This is a genomic window from Bradyrhizobium sp. S3.2.6 (genome assembly GCF_040546885.1).
In the GTDB taxonomy this organism is placed as follows: Bacteria; Pseudomonadota; Alphaproteobacteria; order Rhizobiales; family Xanthobacteraceae; genus Bradyrhizobium; species Bradyrhizobium cytisi.
The window spans coordinates 13,291-29,334 of sequence record NZ_JBEPOS010000026.1 but is presented as its reverse complement, the minus strand read 5'-3'; the positions used below and the strand labels follow the sequence as shown (position 1 = coordinate 29,334).

The window sequence follows — 16,044 nt, the reverse complement described above, 5'->3', positions numbered from 1 at the left end:
AGCGTATAGCGGCGGCATGTCGAACCCAGCTGAAACCACGGCCGCAGCGCCGGAGCCTGTTCCCGAATGCCCGCACTGCCAGAAGCCGATGCCGCTCTGCATCTGCGACAGTGTCACGCCGATCGAGAGCCGCCTCGGACTCCTGATCCTCCAGCATCCGCAGGAGCAGGACAGGGCGCTCGGCACTGCGCGGCTGACTGCGAAGCATTTCCCCAAGGCGACGCTGCGGGTCGGCCTGTCCTGGCCGAGCCTGTCCAAGGCGCTCGGTCACCCCGTTGAAAACGCCTCGCACTGGGCCGTGCTCTATCTCGGCTCGGCCCGCGCGGCCGACCTCGAAGCGGAGGGTGAGATCGTTGCACTCAACCGCAAGGGCGAGGTCGCGGAGAACCAGCGCGCCATCCTCGGCAAGCTCGAGGGTGTGGTGCTGCTCGACGGCACCTGGAGTCAGGCCAAGGCGCTGTGGTGGCGCAATCCCTGGATGCTGAAATGCCAGCGCGTGATCCTCAATCCCGCGCAGCCCTCGCGCTACGGGCGGCTGCGCCGGGAGCCGCGCAAGGACGGACTGTCGACCATCGAGGCAGCCGCAACGCTGCTGGCCTGTCTCGAACGGCGCCCCGACATCGCCGAGACGCTGAACGCGAGCTTTGAACGGCTGTTGACGCGCTACCGCGAGGTTCAGGCCGAGATGCCGGAACTGGCGCCAAAGCCGGCGCCGAAAGGCCGGCGACGCGATTTCCGCCGCGGCAAACGGTCCTGACTTCAGCCTGCTAGTTCTCGACGCTCTCCTCGTCGTCCTGCGTCCCTTGGTCGGGCGCGGAAGGCGGGAAGATGCTGTCATAGATCGCGCGCGCCTCACGAATGAGGCGAGCTCGCTCCAGCTCGGACTTCGGGATAAGTCGGACGATCTCGCCCACGTGCTCTCCAGCGCTCGCTTGTTGGGACTGCATCACCCAGGTGATGCGAACTTTATGCCAAGCGACCTGAATCCGGGGTTTCCAACCACCCCGGGCAAACCCGGTGAGGGCGATGCCCGCAGGCGCGGCACGACCGGCGCTTGGGGGCGGTTTTATGCTCGGATATCAGGGAGTTGTGATGGAGGCCACGACCAGAATTGAACTGGTGTACACGGTTTTGCAGACCGTTGCGTAACCACTCCGCCACGTGGCCTCAACGAGGGCGGAGCAATATAGGGGATCAGCGGTTTAGGCAACCCCGCGGCCGTCGCACGACGTCGGTCTTAGCGACAACGCCTCAGCAGGCGGCGTACCAGCCGTCTGGAAAGGGGACGAGGGGCCAGGCACCCTCATTGTCATTCGCGGCCATTGGAGTTCTGGCCATTGGATTTCTGGCCATCGGATTTCCCTTGGGCGTCGCGTGAAAGCTCCACGAGCGGGGCACGAATTCCTGCTCCGGCGCGGGCGCGAAATCTTCGTTGATCATGGCGTCGCGGACGGTATCCAGCAGCAAGTTGAATTCGGCTTCGCTCATCACACCCTCCCGAACGCGGATGGCGCACTGTCGCAAAGCCGGCTTGTTTCCCGATTGACCCGATCGTTCGCATTTTAACGATCGGGCGATCGAGATCGGTTTGGTTAGCGATTCCTGAAAATCCCCGCGGAGACACTAGGTTCCTCCGCCGCCCCGCCAGTGTGAAAGAGATCACATCCGGCGCGATTTATTCCTCCTATCTCTTTGCACATGCCGGCCAACGCGGGCCGGCGCGAGCAGGGCAGACAGGAGACCGGTCATGAAGGCGAGGTTCTTGCGGTTTGCGGGTGTGAGAAGCCGGGCGCGTCGTGCCTCGACGGTCGGGCTGTTCCTGACGCTGTTTGCCAGCGCCGCCCAGGCGCAGCAGGGCACGCCGGAGCAGCGCCGGGCCTGCACCCCCGACGTCTATCGGCTCTGCGCCGGCGAAATCCCCAACGTCCGCGCCATCACGGCCTGCCTGCGCCGTAACCGCTCAAGCTTGAGCGAGGCTTGCCGCACCATGTTCGACCAGGCCGGCGGCTGAGCGCGGCCTGTGGATTTGTGCGCAGCAAGTGGCTCGTGCGGGCTCACGAATCCGGCATAGTCGCCCTGTGGATATGCTGCGGACAGGCTGTGGAAGGCCGTGACGGTACCGCGGACCCTCAAAGCAGATGCGTCTTTCGAGCGTCATATCTCTGTCAAAGCGCTTCACTAAATAATTCGAAAGCTACGCAGAGTGGGTTACGCCTTCGGCTAACCCACCTACAAGCCTTTGTGCTGCCCGACGGGCAAAACACGCCAGGGGCTCGGTCAACCCGCCTCCACAGAAATATTCCACTTTACCGAAATTCGGGTTGCAGTGCGAGTTGGTGGCGCGAGGTGTTGCGTCCAGCTCCGTTTTTGCGAGCGCAGCAAAGCAATCCAGAATCCCACCGCGGAAAGACTCTGGATTGCCTCGTTGCACCAGCGCAAAATTGCTTCGCAATTTTGTCGCGGGCTCCTCGCAATGACGGAGCCGAGAGGACATGCGTCTCAACCTGGGTCTCATGCCGCCGACGCAGCTCGCGCCTTTGCTTAAATTGCAACCCGTGCGTGCAAGAAGTCTTTGATTGGCGGTGATCTAGAGGTGATGGCCCGCCTTGAACGCGGCCCGGCGCGACAGCGACTAACCCTCAGAGTGCATCAGGATCAGCGGAACGTGATCGACCTTCCCTCTTGTAAAGCACTAAAATGGTGCTTTAGTGCTTTCCATGAGCCCGTCGCCCCGACATGCGCCTTCGGCGCTGCGTTACAGGCTAGCCCCTGACCCGGCCGCCAGGGCCGCGATGGAGGCGACGTTTAGGGCTTATGACCGCATGATGGAGATCCTCGACGAGGTCGCGCGGACCCATAATGTGGGCTCCAACGTCGTCCTGCTGCATGCCCATGCCTATGAGCCGATCCGCAAGCAGACCGCGCTGCCGTCGCGGCTGGTGACGCTGGGCCTGCGCGACCGCGCCGACTATCGCGCAGCGCAAGGCCGCCGCCTGCCGCTCGACGACAAGCTCGCCAAGATCAAGGGCCCGGCGACCATTTCGATTTCAACCGTGCAGGGCCGCTTCAGCGTGCCCTTCGACTACGTCGGCTACGCGGAGGGCTGGGGGCAGAGCGTGCCCGCGCACCTGATCCGCACCGACGACGGTTTCGAGGTTCACTACGGCGTCACGCCGAACAGTCTGCCAGAGGAGGAGAACGCTATGGATACCATCGCTGCCGCTCCCGAAAATTTCCTGTCCCGGGTCGGACGTCTGATCGCCGGCATCGCCTATGACGCGATCGAGCAGGCGGAAGGCAAGAACAAGCTTGGGGTGGTCGGACAGGCCATCCGCGAGATCGAGCGCGCGGAGAGCGAAGCGCGCGATGCGCTCGCGGCCGCGCGTGCCGAGGAATACCGGCTCAATGCTCGGCGCACCGAGATCGAGCGCGAGATGACAGATCTCGCCGCGAAGATCGAGGGCGCGATCGCGGATAGCCGCGACGATCTCGCCCGCGCCGGCATCGCGCGGCAGATGGATCTGGAGGCGCAGTTCGAGGTGCTCTCCCGCGCCATCGACGAGAACAATGAGAAGATCGAGAATAGTGTCACCTCGCTGCGTGCCGTGCTGTCGGCGCTCCAGGATGCCGAGCAGCGCCGCGCCGATCTCCAGAAGAGCGAGGCTCTCGCAAGCCACCAGGCCTCGACGTCACCCCGAAAACAGGGCGGCGCCTCGGCCGCGGCGAAAGCACTGCGTGCGGGCAAGGCTGTGGCGCGCGCCACCGGCGTGCCGCAAGGCATTCCGTATTCGAGCGACATCGACGAGCTCAGCACGTTGCATCGCGACAAGGAGATTGCAGCGAGGCTGGCGCGGTTGAAATCGCGCTCTTGAGTAATGTGTCATGAGCGCTCTGCTCGAGCACGTGATTTCGCCGGAGGTCAGGCCGTTCGCGATCGCGGCGGCCATGATCCTCATCGTTGGCTCTATTGAGGTCGTCTCGATGCTGGTCGGGGCGTCGCTGAGCGAGATGCTCGGCACCAACATCGATTTCGGTCATCCCAGCGACAATGGGGTGATCAACGCCATCTCCTGGATCAATGTCGGCGGCGTGCCGCTCTTGATCTTCCTGCTGCTGGCGCTCGGCGCCTTTTCCATCACCGGCTTCCTGATCCAGGACATTGCGCGGATGATCGCCGGTCCCTTGCCGGCGACACTCGCGTCGGTCGGGGCGGTGGCGGTGTCGGTGCCGCTGGTCCGCGCCGCAAGTGGGGCCATCGCGCGGATCATTCCCAGGGATGAAAGCTATGTGGTTGGCCTCGGCGATCTCGTCGGCCGCGTCGGCGAGGTCGTCATCGGCCCGCTCGATCAGGGGCCGCCCGGCCGCGTCAGCGTCGCCGACATCCACGGCAACAGGCATTTCGTCTGGGCGGTTGCAGCGCCCGCATCGGGCCCATTGCCGCAGGGAACCCTGGTCCTTCTGGTCGATCGCGCCGGCACCCGCTTCGTGGCGGTCAAGGCCGACGATGAACTCAATCCGTCCAGGCCCACTCTAACAAGTCCACTCTAATCAATCTAAGCAGCCAGCAAGTCATTATTGGAGAAAGTCATGTTCGACATCGCAGTCCCGGCCACGATCGGCGTCGCGCTGATCGTCGTCCTCGGGATCGTCTTCACCATCCTCTACAAGCGCGCCACCCGCGACGAGGCCTTCGTGCGCACCGGCCTCGGCGGCAAGAAGGTCGTGCTCGATGGCGGCGCCATGATCCTGCCGATCTTCCACTCCTACGCCAGCGTCAATCTGAAGACGCTGCGGCTGACCGTCGAGCGCAAGGAGCGGGAATCCCTGATCACCAAGGACCGCCTCCGCGTCGACATCGTCGCCGAATTCTACGTCCGCGTCCGGCCCGACGATGAGAGTATTGCGCTCGCGAGCCAGACGCTGGGCGCGCTGACGAATGACGCCGAAGCCCTGCGTAACCAGGTCGAGGCAAAATTTGTCGACGGCCTGCGTTCGGTGGCGGCCACCATGACCATCCTGGAGCTGCAGGAAAAGCGCAGCGATTTCGTCAAGCACGTGCAGGCGACCGTGGAGTCCGACGTGAAATCCAACGGTCTCGAGCTGGAGTCGGTTTCGCTGACCAAGCTCGACCAGACCGATGTGAAGTTCTTCAATCCGGAAAACTTTTTCGACGCCGAAGGCCTGACCCAGCTGAAAACCGTCACCGAGACGCGCAGGCGCGACCGTAACTCGATCGTGCGCGACAACGAAGTAGCAATCGCGCAAAAGGACCTCGAGGCGCGGCAGCAGACGCTGACGATCGAGCGGACCAAGAAGGAGGCCGAGCTGTCGCAGGAGCGCGACATCGCCAACAAGACCGCGAGCACGAGGGCTGAAGTCGCAACCGCGACGCAGACCGCGCGCCTGACCGAGGAGAACGCACGCATCGACACCGACCGTGCGGTCGCGGAGAAGGAAGCTGGCGCCAAGCAGGTCAAGGAAACCGCGGTCATCGAGTCCGATCTGGCGATCAACAAGCGCAAGACCGACGCGCAGCGCGAAATCCAGATCGCAACGCAGGAGAACGAGATCCAGATCGCATCCAAGAGCAAGCAGACCTCGGAAGCCGTCGCCGAGGCCAAGGCCGCTGAAGCGCTCGCCGTCTCGGCAGAGGAAAAGGTCGTGACCGCGCGCGCCGTCGAGGTCGCCGACCGTTCCCGCCTTACCCAGGTGCTCGCCGCCCGCACCGAGGCCGAGCGCAAATCGACCGAGCTGATCGTGGCGGCCGAAGCCGAGAAGAAGGCGTCGCTGGACCGCGCCGAGGCTGTCAAGACGCTGGCCACGGCTGAAGCCGAGTCGAACAAGATCAAGGCGGTCGGCGTCAGGAATATCGGTGAGGCGGAGGCTGCCGTCATTACGCTCAAGAACGAAGCGCAGAACAAGCTTGGCACCAACGTCATCGATTTCGAGCTCGCCAAGAAGCGGATTGAGACGATGCCGTTGGCACTGGCCGAGATGGTCAGGCCGATCGGCAACCTCAAGGACGTTCGCATCCTGCACACCGGCGGCGCCTTCGGCGGCAATGGAAACGGGGCTGCGGGCGGCGGCGTCGGCTTCGGTGAGGGGCTTGCCGGCGAGCTCCTCAAGGTCCACGCGCTGCGTCCGATGATCGACGAGATCCTGCGCCAGAGCGGTTTTGCGCCGGGCGATGATCCCGTGAAGGCGCTGGTCGGCGCTGTTACCGGCAAGGCCAATGGTGCCGCGGTAACGCCGCCGGCCGTACCTGCGCCGGAGAAGACAAACACCGCCGATCTATGAATGCCGGTTCATTGCTGCGGAGAATTCGAAACGATATGAACTGGCTCGTTGCGCGTCTCGCGTCGCGCAACGAGCCGGAGAATTTCACATGAAGTTTTTTCTGTCTGGACTGATCGCGATCGGACTTGCGATCGCAGGTGCTTCGTCGTCGTTCGCCGCCGATGCCCGCAACGTCACCGTCGTCAACGAGACCGGTTATGCCATCAAATTCCTCGGCTTCAACGCGCCGGACGATGGCCTGGACGAATGGGACAACGAGCTGGACAAGGTTTTGCAGAACCAGGCCTCGACCTATGTCGAGTTCGACGAGGACGACGAGGGCTGCGTCTGGAACATCCGCGTCGACTGGCAGAACTATGACGAGTCGGTGCTCTGGAAGAACGTCAATCTCTGCAAGATGACCGCGCTCCGGCTGCGCTACGATCCCGGCACCAAGACCACGTCCTTCACCGCTGAGTAATCTTGACTTGACCCAGGCCCGAAGAGGGACCCGGCGGGCCCTTCCTCAATGCTTTGCGAAGGATGACGAATTCGTCCTTTGCAAGCGCAACCGGCTTTGTTATACGCAGCCGCGCGCGAACGACTGGTTCGCCTTTTCCTCGGTAGCTCAGCGGTAGAGCATCCGACTGTTAATCGGATGGTCGCTGGTTCGAATCCAGCCCGGGGAGCCAAATTCCGCTTCGTTTTCAATTATTTGTTGGCGTTCGCTGATGCGGCGCGCGATGTCGCACGATCAGTTTCTCCGCGTCGTTACGCTTGCGTCCAGCAGAATCGCGCTCAAGCGGATGTGTGGGACGGCGGCATCCCCACTACGCAGACGGCACCAAATCGACTTAATTCGAATCGAGCTTGGTGGGGCCGGACTCTTACGGAGCTGATTCCCATGCCCGACATCCAGATCGACCGCGCCCACCTGGCCCCCTCGATTCTGCCGGCCGATATTCCCGAGCTGAGCGACGATGAATGCCTGGCTTGTCTGGCCCGCGCGGTCGAGACCCCCGATTCGGCGCGGCTGGACGAAGTGGCGGCCCTGATCGGCCGCCTTGCCGTCGCGATCGAATAGGCCATCTCGCCTCCGATGCCTGCGTGGCGTCGCCGTTGGTTCACCGGCCAACGGACGTGTTGCGTTTTCGCGGAGCCTGCTCCAAATATGCCGCCAAGTTTCGTCCGCGGCTATTGTCCGCCTTGCAGGGTCCGCAAATGTCCGGTTTCTCGACCGCGCGCCTAAAAATGGTCGATGGCCAGGTGCGCACCAATGACGTCACCGATCGCGGCATTCTCGATGCCATGCTCACGGTTCCCCGCGAGGCCTTTGTGCCGGCGAACCGGCAGGCGCTGGCCTATCTCGACCTCGATCTCGATGTGAGCGAGGGCGGCGCCAAGCGCTTCCTGATCAAGCCGCAGCTGATCGGCAAGCTGCTCCAGGCCGCCGAGATCGGCGAAAGCGACAACGTGCTGGTCGTCGGCTGCGCCACCGGCTACCTCGCCGCGCTGGCCGCCAAGCTTGCGCGCCAGGTCACGGCAACGGAGAGCGATTCGGCTCTGGCTGCGAAAGCCAAGGACGCCTTCGCCGGGCTCGGGCTCACCAACGTGACCTGCAAGGTCGCCGCCTGTGCCGAGGGCGATCCGGCTGCCGCGCCCTATGACGTGATCATCCTCAACGGCGCGACCGAAGTGACGCCGGACGGGCTGTTCGGCCAGCTCAGGGAAGGGGGACGCCTGGTGGGGGTCACGGCCGAATCCCGGCCATCACGGGCCATGATCGTGACCCGTACCCACGGCGAATTCGGCCATCGGTCGCTGTTCGACGCCGCCGCCCCGGTGCTTCCGGGGCTGGAACGGGCCGCCGCCTTCGTCTTCTGACGGCCGAAACCCCGTTAAAATCCCGTTCTGAATCAGAAGTGTGGCCGGGATGCTGCACGTGAAGAGTTTCCGCTGAGAACAACCCGGAGGTAGTTCCGTTGCGCTCGGCCGCGTCCTATGTTGCAGCGGGGCAACGACTCCACTTGGATACGGTAACCCGGCTCGCGGGCACGAGCCGGGCGTTAAAATGAACGGATTTTCGGATGCATGGGGTGAAGCTCTTCACCGGAGCTGCGGTTTCGGTCCTGCTGCTGGCACTGGCCGGGACGACGCCTACCTTGGCGGATACGATCGAGGCCGCGCTGGTGCGCGCCTATCAGAACAATCCGCAGCTCAACGCACAGCGCGCTCAGGTGCGCTCGACCGACGAAGGTGTGCCGCAGGCCTTGTCGGGCTACCGCCCCAAGGTCAATGTGACCCTCGGCACCGGGTATCAATATCAGGATACCCAGCAAGCGCAGAAGGGAGCGACATTCAATGGCGTCCTCCAGTCCAACAGTGCGAGCCTGACCGTTAATCAGACGCTCTACAACGGCAATCAGACTGCCAACAGAACGCGCGCGGCGGAGAGCCAGGTCTCGGGCTCCCGCGAGGCGTTGCGTGTGCTCGAGCAGACGGTCCTGCTGCAGGCTGCCACGAGCTACATGGACTACCTGCGTGACGCGGCAACTCTCGAAGTTCAGCGCAGCAACGTGCGCGTGCTCGAGCAGACGCTCAAGCAAACGCGAGATCGCTTCAACGTCGGCGAGGTCACGCGCACAGACGTGGCGCAATCCGAAGCGCAGCTGGCTGCCGGCAAGACTCAAGCGCTGACCGCCGAATCGAATCTCACGACGACGCGCGCGACTTTCCGCCGGATCATCGGAAACGAGCCGACCAACCTTGCTCCCGGCTCGCCGGTCGATCGCTTCCTGCCCGGGACGATCGCCTCTGCGGTCAGTCTCAGCCTGGTGGAGAATCCCAACGTCACGGCGTCGATGTACGGCATCGACGTCAACTATCTTCAGGTTAAGATCAACGAAGGCGCACTGCTGCCGACGGTCACGGTTCAAGCTGGCGTGAGTACGGCCTACCAGCAGACCCTCCAGGTTTTCCGAACGAATACCGCGTCCGCCATCGCGACTGCTTCGGTGCCGATCTTTCAAGGCGGCGCTGAATATGCGCTGATCCGCCAATCGAAAGAGAACTTGGCGCAGCAGCGCCTGAATCTTGAAACCACCCGCGACCAGACCCGCGCGAACGTCGTGCAGGCCTGGGGCCAGTTGGAAGCCGGCAAGGCGCAAGTGCAGTCCGCGCAGGCGCAGGTCACGGCTTCCGAGATCGCGCTGAACGGCGTCCGCGAAGAGGCCAAGGCCGGCCAGCGCACCACGCTCGACGTGCTCAACGCACAGCAGGCCCTGGTGAACGCACGCGTTGCACTCGTCACGGCCCAGCATGACCGCGTGGTGGCGTCCTATTCGGTGCTCAACGCGGTTGGCCGCCTTGCACCGCAGGTGCTCGGACTCAACACCACGGTCTACGATCCGAGCGTGCACTACCAGCAGGTCCGCGATAGCTGGGTCGGCGTGCGTACGCCCGACGGACGCTAAGACCCGTAGTCCTCCGGTCGGCCTCGCAAACTGCCATGGCCGACCGGTGCTTTGCTTGCAATCACCAAAATCCCTGACATAGCCTTGCCAAGAAGCTGCGGGTCGATTCGCCCCGCATCCAATGTTGCATGCGTAATGCTTGAGTGACGGGGCTGGGGCGCGCCGCCTCACGTTGAGCCGTGATCTGGGGACAAGTCTGGCTGTCGCGACGAAAATGTCGGGGCGCACATCCGGAACCGGCCAATCCTGTCGTGCTTGGTGTAAAACAACGCATGCGAGGGCGTTGATGATGTGGAGTCGGAGATGACGCAGCCTGCAAAGGTCACAGAACCCTCCATGGAGGAGATTCTGGCCTCGATCCGGCGCATCATTGCCGATGATGAGGCCAAGCCGCCGCCCGCAGAGGCTGCAAAGCCCGCGCCGGCACCCGCCACGCCCGCACCAAAGCCCCAGGCGATGGCCGACATTCCACCATCCAAGGTCGCGCCTGCAAAACCTGCCGCTGAAAAGCCCGCGCCACCGCCGGCCGCGAAGCCCGCGCCGGCGCCGCCCCCTGCGCCAGCAGCGGATGTCGGCCCCAACAACCAGGACGACATCGACGCGCTGCTGGCGGGCCTCGACGAAGCTACGCCTGCGCCAGAAGTGCGGGTCCCCGAACCCGAGCCTGAGCCCGAACCCGACGTGCTCGAGCTGACCGACGAGATGGCGATGGACCCGGAGCCGACGCCCGCGCCACCGCCGCCGAGCTTCCACAGGGTCGAGCCGCGCGACGATCTCGAATTCGCCGAAGCGCCGCCGCCCCGTCCGACATCGCCGCCGCCATCCTATGCATCGGTCGACTTCGATGCGCCGCCACTGCCGCCGCAGCAGCCGATCCTGGCCCAGTCGACCGTCTCGGCGGTCGAATCCGCCTTCAATTCCCTGGCCCACACGGTGCTCAGCAGCAATGCGCGGACGCTGGAGGATCTGGTCAAGGAGATGCTGCGTCCGATGCTGAAATCCTGGCTCGACGACAATCTGCCGGGCCTCGTCGAACGCATCGTGAAGGCCGAAATCGAGCGGGTCTCTCGCGGCGGCCGCTGAAGTAGGCCGCTCGACCCCGATAAAACCCTGCTCCTGTGTCATAATCGACCTGCCGGTCGGGCCGGAAAGCCCTTTTGCCGCTGAGCTTTCCGTTGACTTGAACCCCGCGCGCGGCTTTCTAGCGCCCCATGATCGAGAAAAACTACCAGCCCGCCGATATTGAAGCCCGCATGTCCGTCGTGTGGGAGGACAGCCTTGCCTTCAAGGCCGGTCGCCCCGACCGCCGCGACGCCGTGCCCTTTACCATCGTGATCCCGCCGCCGAACGTGACGGGCTCGCTGCACATGGGCCACGCCCTCAACAACACGCTGCAGGATATCCTGTGCCGGTTCGAGCGGATGCGGGGCCGCGACGTGCTGTGGCAGCCCGGTACCGACCATGCCGGTATCGCCACCCAGATGGTGGTGGAGCGCCAGCTGATGGAGCGCCAGCAGCCCGGCCGTCGCGAGATGGGCCGTGAGAAGTTTCTGGAGCGGGTCTGGCAATGGAAAGCCGAGAGCGGCGACACCATCATCAACCAGCTCAAGCGCCTCGGCGCCTCCTGCGACTGGTCGCGCGAGCGCTTCACCATGGACGAGGGCCTGTCGAAGGCGGTCGTCAAGGTGTTCGTCGAACTGCACCGCGACGGCCTGATCTACAAGGACAAGCGGCTGGTGAACTGGGACACCAAGCTCTTGACCGCGATCTCCGACCTCGAAGTGCAACAGACCGAGGTCAGGGGCAACCTCTGGTATCTGCGCTATCCGATCGAAGGCAAAACCTTCAATCCCGAGGATTCCACGACCTTTATCGTGGTCGCCACGACGCGCCCGGAGACCATGCTCGGCGATACCGGCGTGGCTGTGCATCCGGAGGATGAGCGCTACCAGAAGCTGGTTGGCAAGAACGTCATCCTGCCGCTGGTCGGCCGCAAGATTAAGATCGTCGCCGACGAATATTCCGATCCGGAAAAGGGCTCGGGCGCGGTCAAGGTGACGCCGGCGCACGACTTCAACGATTTCGAGGTCGGCAATCGCCACGGCCTGCGCCGCATCAGCGTGCTCGACAAGGAAGGCTGCCTCGATCTCCTCGACAACGAGGATTATCTGAAGGGCCTGCCTGAAGGCGCCTCGCAATTCGCCGAGGAGTTCAACAAGGTCGACCGCTTCGCTGCGCGCAAGCGCATCGTCGAGCGGCTGGAATCGTTCGGCTTCGTCGAACGGATCGAGCCGCACACCCACATGGTGCCGCATGGCGACCGCTCTAACAGCGTGATCGAGCCGTATCTCACCGATCAGTGGTATGTCGACGCCAAGACACTCGCAAAACCCGCGATCGCGGCGGTGCGTTCGGGCGAGACGTCGTTCGTGCCGAAGAACTGGGAAAAGACCTATTTCGAGTGGATGGAGAACATCCAGCCCTGGTGCATCTCGCGCCAGCTTTGGTGGGGCCATCAGATCCCGGCCTGGTACGGGCCCGACGGCAAGGTCTTCGTCGCCCAGACCGAGGAGGAGGCCGTCAGCCACGCGCTCGGCTATTACGTCGAGCAGGAAGTCATCACGGCCGAGCAGGGCCGCGAGATGGCGCTCGACCGCAACAAGCGCGAAGGCTTCATCACCCGCGACGAGGACGTGCTCGACACCTGGTTCTCCTCGGCGCTGTGGCCGTTCTCGACGCTCGGCTGGCCCGAAGACGCGCCCGAGGTGAAGCGCTATTACCCGACCAACGTGCTGGTCACGGGCTGGGACATCATCTTCTTCTGGGTCGCGCGCATGATGATGATGGGCCTTCACTTCATGAAGGAGGCGCCGTTCTCGACCGTCTATATTCATCGCCTCGTTCGCGACGAGAAGGGCGCGAAGATGTCGAAGTCGAAAGGCAACGTCATCGACCCGCTCAACCTCATCGACGAGTACGGCGCCGATGCTCTCCGCTTTGCGTTGGCGCGAGAGGCGGCCCACACGCATGACATCAAGCTTTCGTCGCAGCTTGTCGAAATCAATCGCAATTTTGCGACCAAGCTCTGGAACGCCTGTCGCTTCGCGGAGATGAACGATTGCGTCTTGCCGGAAGGCTTTGAGCCGGCGAAGGCGAAGGAGCCGCTGAATCGCTGGATCGCACACGAGACAGCACAGGCCACTCGCGAGGTTACAGAGGCGCTTGAAGCTCATAGCTTCAACGAAGCTGCGAGTGCAATGTACCGGTTCGTCTTGAATGTCTATTGCGACTGGTATGTCGAGCTCGCAAAGCCTGCGCTGCTCGGCGCCGACGGCCCGCTGAGGGTCGAGACCCGCGCCATGGTTGCCTGGGCGCGCGACGAGATCTTGAAGCTGCTGCATCCCTTCATGCCCTTCATCACCGAAGAGCTTTGGGAGGTGACGGCCAAGCGCGACGGCCTGCTCGCGCTGGCGCCGTGGCCGCTGAAGCCGTCCGGTCCGACGCCGGAGCAGCTTGCGATGCTTGCGGCTGCGGCCGGTCCGACCGATCCGCTGATCTCGCCGGCATTGGTGATGCCGATCTTCGACCATGCCGACTTCGCCGATCCGAAGGCTGAAGCCGAAATCGGTTGGGTGATCGACCTCGTCACGCAGATCCGCTCGGTGCGCGCCGAGATGAACATCCCGCCGGCGACGCTGACGGCGCTCGTGCTCGTGGGTGCCTCAGCCGAGACCAGGGAACGTGCACCGCGCTGGATCGACGTCATCAAGCGCATGGCGCGGCTCTCCGACATCTCCTTTGCCGACCGCGCGCCCGATGGTGCAGTTCAGCTCCTCGTCCGAGGCGAGGTGGCCGCGTTGCCGCTGAAGGGCGTGATCGACGTCGCCGCCGAGAGCACGCGTCTCGACAAGGAGATCGGCAAGGCCGACGCCGACATCAAGCGCGCCGAGTCGAAGCTCGCGAACGAGAAATTCGTCGCCAACGCGGCCGAAGAGGTCGTCGAGGAGGAGCGCGAAAAGCGCGAGGCGGCGCTGGCCCGCAAAGCCAAGCTGCTCGAAGCGCTCGAGCGGCTGAAGCAGGCGTCGTAACCTTATTTCGGAAACGGCTTGCTGAGGAATTTCGAACCCCTGACGCCATAGCGCCAGGGCAGCTCGACGGCCTTGGTGATGCCGATGCGGATGCCGGTCGCGACCTCGACATCCTCTGTCCGCGCATGCAGCGCGATCGGCGGCCGGTCCAGCGGCAGTGTGTTGTGCGCGATGGTGATCCCAAGCGCTTCGGTGAGCTTGCCCGGGCCCGAGCACAGCGCGTGCAGATCCTGGAGGTGGCGGCGGCGGCGCATCGCGGCGAGGCCATGCGTCGGCTCCAGCGCGCGGATCAGCACGGCGGCGGCCGAACCTTCCGCCTCGCAGACGAAGTTGACGCACCAGTGGATGCCGTAGGAACGATAGATATAGGCAAAGCCGGGCGGGCCGAACATGATCTGGTTCCGCGGCGTCGGGCCGTTGTAGGAGTGCGCCGCCGGCTCGGTATGATGATAGGCCTCGACCTCGACGATGATCCCGCCGACGCCATCGACCAGCATGGTCGCACCGATCAAATCGGGCGCGACCTCGCGGACATTGCGGTCGAAAAAGCCGCGCTTCAGGGCTTTGCCAAGCCGCGGTGTGGAAGTCTTCGAGGTTGGAGCCATTCGACGTGAGAATCGCCAGAGAACAGAGCAGGATATTGCCCATATCTGCCATGTTCCCTGAAGCAGGGCGAGCCGGGTTGCAGCAGGCAACCAGACCGACTAGGTAGGACCTGAACAGACCGGACACCCCATGGTCGTTATTGTCGATACCATCACGAACCCGTTGCGCCCGCGCCACCCCGAAAAGGTGAACCGCCCCGATTCCGCTTCGCCGCCGAAGCCGGACTGGATCCGCGTGCGCGCCCCTAATACCCGCGGCTATGCCGACACGCGCAACATCGTGCGCGCCAATGGCCTGCACACGGTGTGCGAGGAGGCGGGCTGCCCGAATATCGGCGAGTGCTGGGACAAGAAGCACGCGACCTTCATGATCATGGGTGACACCTGCACCCGTGCCTGCGCCTTCTGCAACGTCAAGACCGGCATGCCAAATGCGCTGGATGCGGCCGAGCCGCAGAACGTCGCCGAGGCCGTCGCCAAGCTGGGACTCGCCCACGTCGTCATCACCTCGGTCGACCGCGACGATCTCGCCGATGGCGGCGCCGAGCATTTTGCACAGACTATCCGTGCGATCCGGGCCGCGTGCCCCTCGACCACGATCGAGATCCTGACGCCCGATTTTCTTCGCAAGGAAGGCGCGCTTGACATCGTCGTCGCGGCCAAGCCCGACGTCTTCAACCACAATCTCGAGACCGTGCCGTCGCGCTATCTCAGCGTGCGGCCCGGTGCGCGCTATTTCCATTCGATCCGGTTGTTGCAGCGGGTCAAGGAGCTCGATCCCGCGATCTTCACCAAGTCCGGCATCATGGTGGGCCTCGGCGAGGAGCGCCACGAGGTGCAGCAGGTGATGGACGACCTGCGCTCCGCCGACGTCGACTTCCTCACCATCGGGCAGTACCTCCAGCCGACGCGCAAGCATCACGCCGTGATGCGCTACGTGCCGCCGGACGAGTTCAATTCTTACGAAAAGGTGGCTTACACCAAGGGCTTCCTTATGGTGTCGGCGAGCCCGCTCACCCGTTCGTCGCATCATGCCGGCGAGGACTTTGCGAGACTGAAGGCTGCGCGGGCCGCAACGGCCCGCTGAACCGCTATGCCCAAATTTTCGAGCAAGCGCCGTGTCAATCACAGCGCATCCAAGATGTTTGATCTGGTCGCCGACGTCGAGCGCTACCCGGAATTCGTGCCGTTGTGCAGCGCGCTGAAGATCCGTCAGCGCATGGCGAAACCCGACGGCACCGAGGTGCTCGTCGCCGACATGACGGTGTCGTTCAAGCTGGTCAAGGAATCCTTCACCAGCCGCGTGACGCTCGATCGCGCCAATCTGAAAATCCTGGTCGAATATCTGCAAGGTCCGTTCAGCAATCTCGAGAACCGCTGGACGTTCGAGCCCAAAAGCCAGCAGGAGGGCCATGACGTTTGCGATGTAGGCTTCTTCCTCGCCTATGAATTCAAGAGCCGCATGCTGGCCATGCTGATGGGCTCGATGTTCGACGCTGCGTTTGCGCGCTTCTCGGCCGCGTTCGAGAAGCGGGCCGATGCGATCTACGGCCGGCCGAAGCTGGCGTCGTCCTGATCAATCCACCGCCTTCACCACATCCG

Annotated in this window: 16 protein-coding genes and 2 tRNA genes; 14 read left to right on the top strand and 4 right to left on the bottom strand. The window is 63.8% G+C overall.

Translation table 11 applies throughout. From position 1 onward, the window contains the following. Positions 1–16: 16 nt before the first annotated feature. Positions 17–757 carry a tRNA-uridine aminocarboxypropyltransferase gene (locus tag ABID58_RS31760; protein ID WP_354036833.1) on the top strand — a complete coding sequence of 247 codons (741 nt, stop codon included), beginning with the start codon at positions 17–19 and terminating at the stop codon, positions 755–757. Positions 758–767: 10 nt separating this feature from the next. Here the strand turns inward: ABID58_RS31760 and ABID58_RS31755 are convergent, their stop codons facing one another. The 3 genes from ABID58_RS31755 to ABID58_RS31745 form a co-directional block, all read right to left on the bottom strand. Next, positions 768–914 (bottom strand): hypothetical protein, encoded by a 147-nt coding sequence (locus ABID58_RS31755; protein ID WP_354036832.1) that lies wholly within the window; start codon positions 912–914, stop codon positions 768–770. 179 nt (positions 915–1,093) lie between these two features. After that, positions 1,094–1,167: transfer RNA gene (locus tag ABID58_RS31750), tRNA-Cys, on the bottom strand. Between the two features lie 84 nt (positions 1,168–1,251). Beyond that, a complete protein-coding gene (locus tag ABID58_RS31745) occupies positions 1,252–1,488 on the bottom strand; it encodes a hypothetical protein (protein WP_148752323.1) in 237 nt (78 codons plus the stop codon). 259 nt (positions 1,489–1,747) lie between these two features. On the opposite strand from ABID58_RS31745, the gene ABID58_RS31740 reads away from it, so the two are divergent. The 11 genes from ABID58_RS31740 (at position 1,748) to ABID58_RS31690 (ending at position 13,837) form a co-directional block, all read left to right on the top strand. Further along, complete coding sequence (locus tag ABID58_RS31740) at positions 1,748–2,011, top strand: hypothetical protein (RefSeq protein WP_148752321.1); 264 nt, start codon at positions 1,748–1,750, stop codon at positions 2,009–2,011. A 697-nt stretch (positions 2,012–2,708) separates the two neighbouring features. Then, the gene (locus tag ABID58_RS31735; RefSeq protein ID WP_148752319.1) at positions 2,709–3,872 is read left to right on the top strand and encodes a PspA/IM30 family protein; all 1,164 of its coding nucleotides are present in this window, start codon (positions 2,709–2,711) and stop codon (positions 3,870–3,872) included. A gap of 10 nt (positions 3,873–3,882) precedes the next feature. Next, positions 3,883–4,548: an OB-fold-containig protein gene (locus tag ABID58_RS31730; RefSeq protein WP_354036831.1), complete on the top strand. Its 666-nt coding sequence runs from the start codon at positions 3,883–3,885 to the stop codon at positions 4,546–4,548. Positions 4,549–4,587: 39 nt separating this feature from the next. After that, positions 4,588–6,297 carry a flotillin family protein gene (locus tag ABID58_RS31725; protein WP_354036830.1) on the top strand — a complete coding sequence of 570 codons (1,710 nt, stop codon included), beginning with the start codon at positions 4,588–4,590 and terminating at the stop codon, positions 6,295–6,297. A gap of 88 nt (positions 6,298–6,385) precedes the next feature. After that, positions 6,386–6,757: a hypothetical protein gene (locus ABID58_RS31720; protein ID WP_354036829.1), complete on the top strand. Its 372-nt coding sequence runs from the start codon at positions 6,386–6,388 to the stop codon at positions 6,755–6,757. A gap of 136 nt (positions 6,758–6,893) precedes the next feature. Then, positions 6,894–6,968, top strand: a tRNA-Asn gene (locus ABID58_RS31715). A gap of 212 nt (positions 6,969–7,180) precedes the next feature. Next, positions 7,181–7,360: a hypothetical protein gene (locus tag ABID58_RS31710; protein ID WP_148752283.1), complete on the top strand. Its 180-nt coding sequence runs from the start codon at positions 7,181–7,183 to the stop codon at positions 7,358–7,360. Between the two features lie 137 nt (positions 7,361–7,497). Further along, on the top strand, positions 7,498–8,160 hold the full coding sequence (locus ABID58_RS31705) for a protein-L-isoaspartate O-methyltransferase family protein (protein ID WP_354036828.1): 663 nt from the start codon (positions 7,498–7,500) through the stop codon (positions 8,158–8,160). A 203-nt stretch (positions 8,161–8,363) separates the two neighbouring features. Then, complete coding sequence (locus ABID58_RS31700) at positions 8,364–9,749, top strand: TolC family outer membrane protein (RefSeq protein WP_354036827.1); 1,386 nt, start codon at positions 8,364–8,366, stop codon at positions 9,747–9,749. A gap of 303 nt (positions 9,750–10,052) precedes the next feature. Beyond that, the gene (locus tag ABID58_RS31695; protein WP_187434960.1) at positions 10,053–10,832 is read left to right on the top strand and encodes a PopZ family protein; all 780 of its coding nucleotides are present in this window, start codon (positions 10,053–10,055) and stop codon (positions 10,830–10,832) included. Between the two features lie 128 nt (positions 10,833–10,960). Then, the gene (locus tag ABID58_RS31690) at positions 10,961–13,837 is read left to right on the top strand and encodes a valine--tRNA ligase (protein ID WP_354036826.1); all 2,877 of its coding nucleotides are present in this window, start codon (positions 10,961–10,963) and stop codon (positions 13,835–13,837) included. A gap of 2 nt (positions 13,838–13,839) precedes the next feature. On the opposite strand, the gene ABID58_RS31685 is transcribed toward ABID58_RS31690, so the two are convergent. Beyond that, positions 13,840–14,442, bottom strand: coding sequence for a DNA-3-methyladenine glycosylase (locus tag ABID58_RS31685; RefSeq protein WP_354036825.1), 603 nt, complete (start codon positions 14,440–14,442; stop codon positions 13,840–13,842). Between the two features lie 130 nt (positions 14,443–14,572). Here ABID58_RS31685 and lipA point away from each other — a divergent pair, with 130 nt between their 5' ends. After that, complete coding sequence (gene lipA / locus ABID58_RS31680; protein WP_148752274.1) at positions 14,573–15,529, top strand: lipoyl synthase; 957 nt, start codon at positions 14,573–14,575, stop codon at positions 15,527–15,529. Positions 15,530–15,535: 6 nt separating this feature from the next. Continuing rightward, positions 15,536–16,018: a type II toxin-antitoxin system RatA family toxin gene (locus tag ABID58_RS31675; RefSeq protein ID WP_148752272.1), complete on the top strand. Its 483-nt coding sequence runs from the start codon at positions 15,536–15,538 to the stop codon at positions 16,016–16,018. Positions 16,019–16,044 lie beyond the last annotated feature (26 nt).

Bases quoted from the DNA above. Each gene is read 5' to 3' on its own strand.
- ABID58_RS31760 (WP_354036833.1), top strand. From the start codon at position 17: ATGTCGAACCCAGCTGAAACCACGGCCGCAGCGCCGGAGCCTGTTCCC.
- ABID58_RS31745 (WP_148752323.1), bottom strand. From the start codon at position 1,488: ATGAGCGAAGCCGAATTCAACTTGCTGCTGGATACCGTCCGCGACGCC.
- ABID58_RS31740 (WP_148752321.1), top strand. From the start codon at position 1,748: ATGAAGGCGAGGTTCTTGCGGTTTGCGGGTGTGAGAAGCCGGGCGCGT.
- ABID58_RS31730 (WP_354036831.1), top strand. From the start codon at position 3,883: ATGAGCGCTCTGCTCGAGCACGTGATTTCGCCGGAGGTCAGGCCGTTC.
- ABID58_RS31725 (WP_354036830.1), top strand. From the start codon at position 4,588: ATGTTCGACATCGCAGTCCCGGCCACGATCGGCGTCGCGCTGATCGTC.
- ABID58_RS31720 (WP_354036829.1), top strand. From the start codon at position 6,386: ATGAAGTTTTTTCTGTCTGGACTGATCGCGATCGGACTTGCGATCGCA.
- ABID58_RS31710 (WP_148752283.1), top strand. From the start codon at position 7,181: ATGCCCGACATCCAGATCGACCGCGCCCACCTGGCCCCCTCGATTCTG.
- ABID58_RS31705 (WP_354036828.1), top strand. From the start codon at position 7,498: ATGTCCGGTTTCTCGACCGCGCGCCTAAAAATGGTCGATGGCCAGGTG.
- ABID58_RS31700 (WP_354036827.1), top strand. From the start codon at position 8,364: ATGCATGGGGTGAAGCTCTTCACCGGAGCTGCGGTTTCGGTCCTGCTG.
- ABID58_RS31695 (WP_187434960.1), top strand. From the start codon at position 10,053: ATGACGCAGCCTGCAAAGGTCACAGAACCCTCCATGGAGGAGATTCTG.
- ABID58_RS31690 (WP_354036826.1), top strand. From the start codon at position 10,961: ATGATCGAGAAAAACTACCAGCCCGCCGATATTGAAGCCCGCATGTCC.
- ABID58_RS31685 (WP_354036825.1), bottom strand. From the start codon at position 14,442: ATGGCTCCAACCTCGAAGACTTCCACACCGCGGCTTGGCAAAGCCCTG.
- lipA (WP_148752274.1), top strand. From the start codon at position 14,573: ATGGTCGTTATTGTCGATACCATCACGAACCCGTTGCGCCCGCGCCAC.
- ABID58_RS31675 (WP_148752272.1), top strand. From the start codon at position 15,536: ATGCCCAAATTTTCGAGCAAGCGCCGTGTCAATCACAGCGCATCCAAG.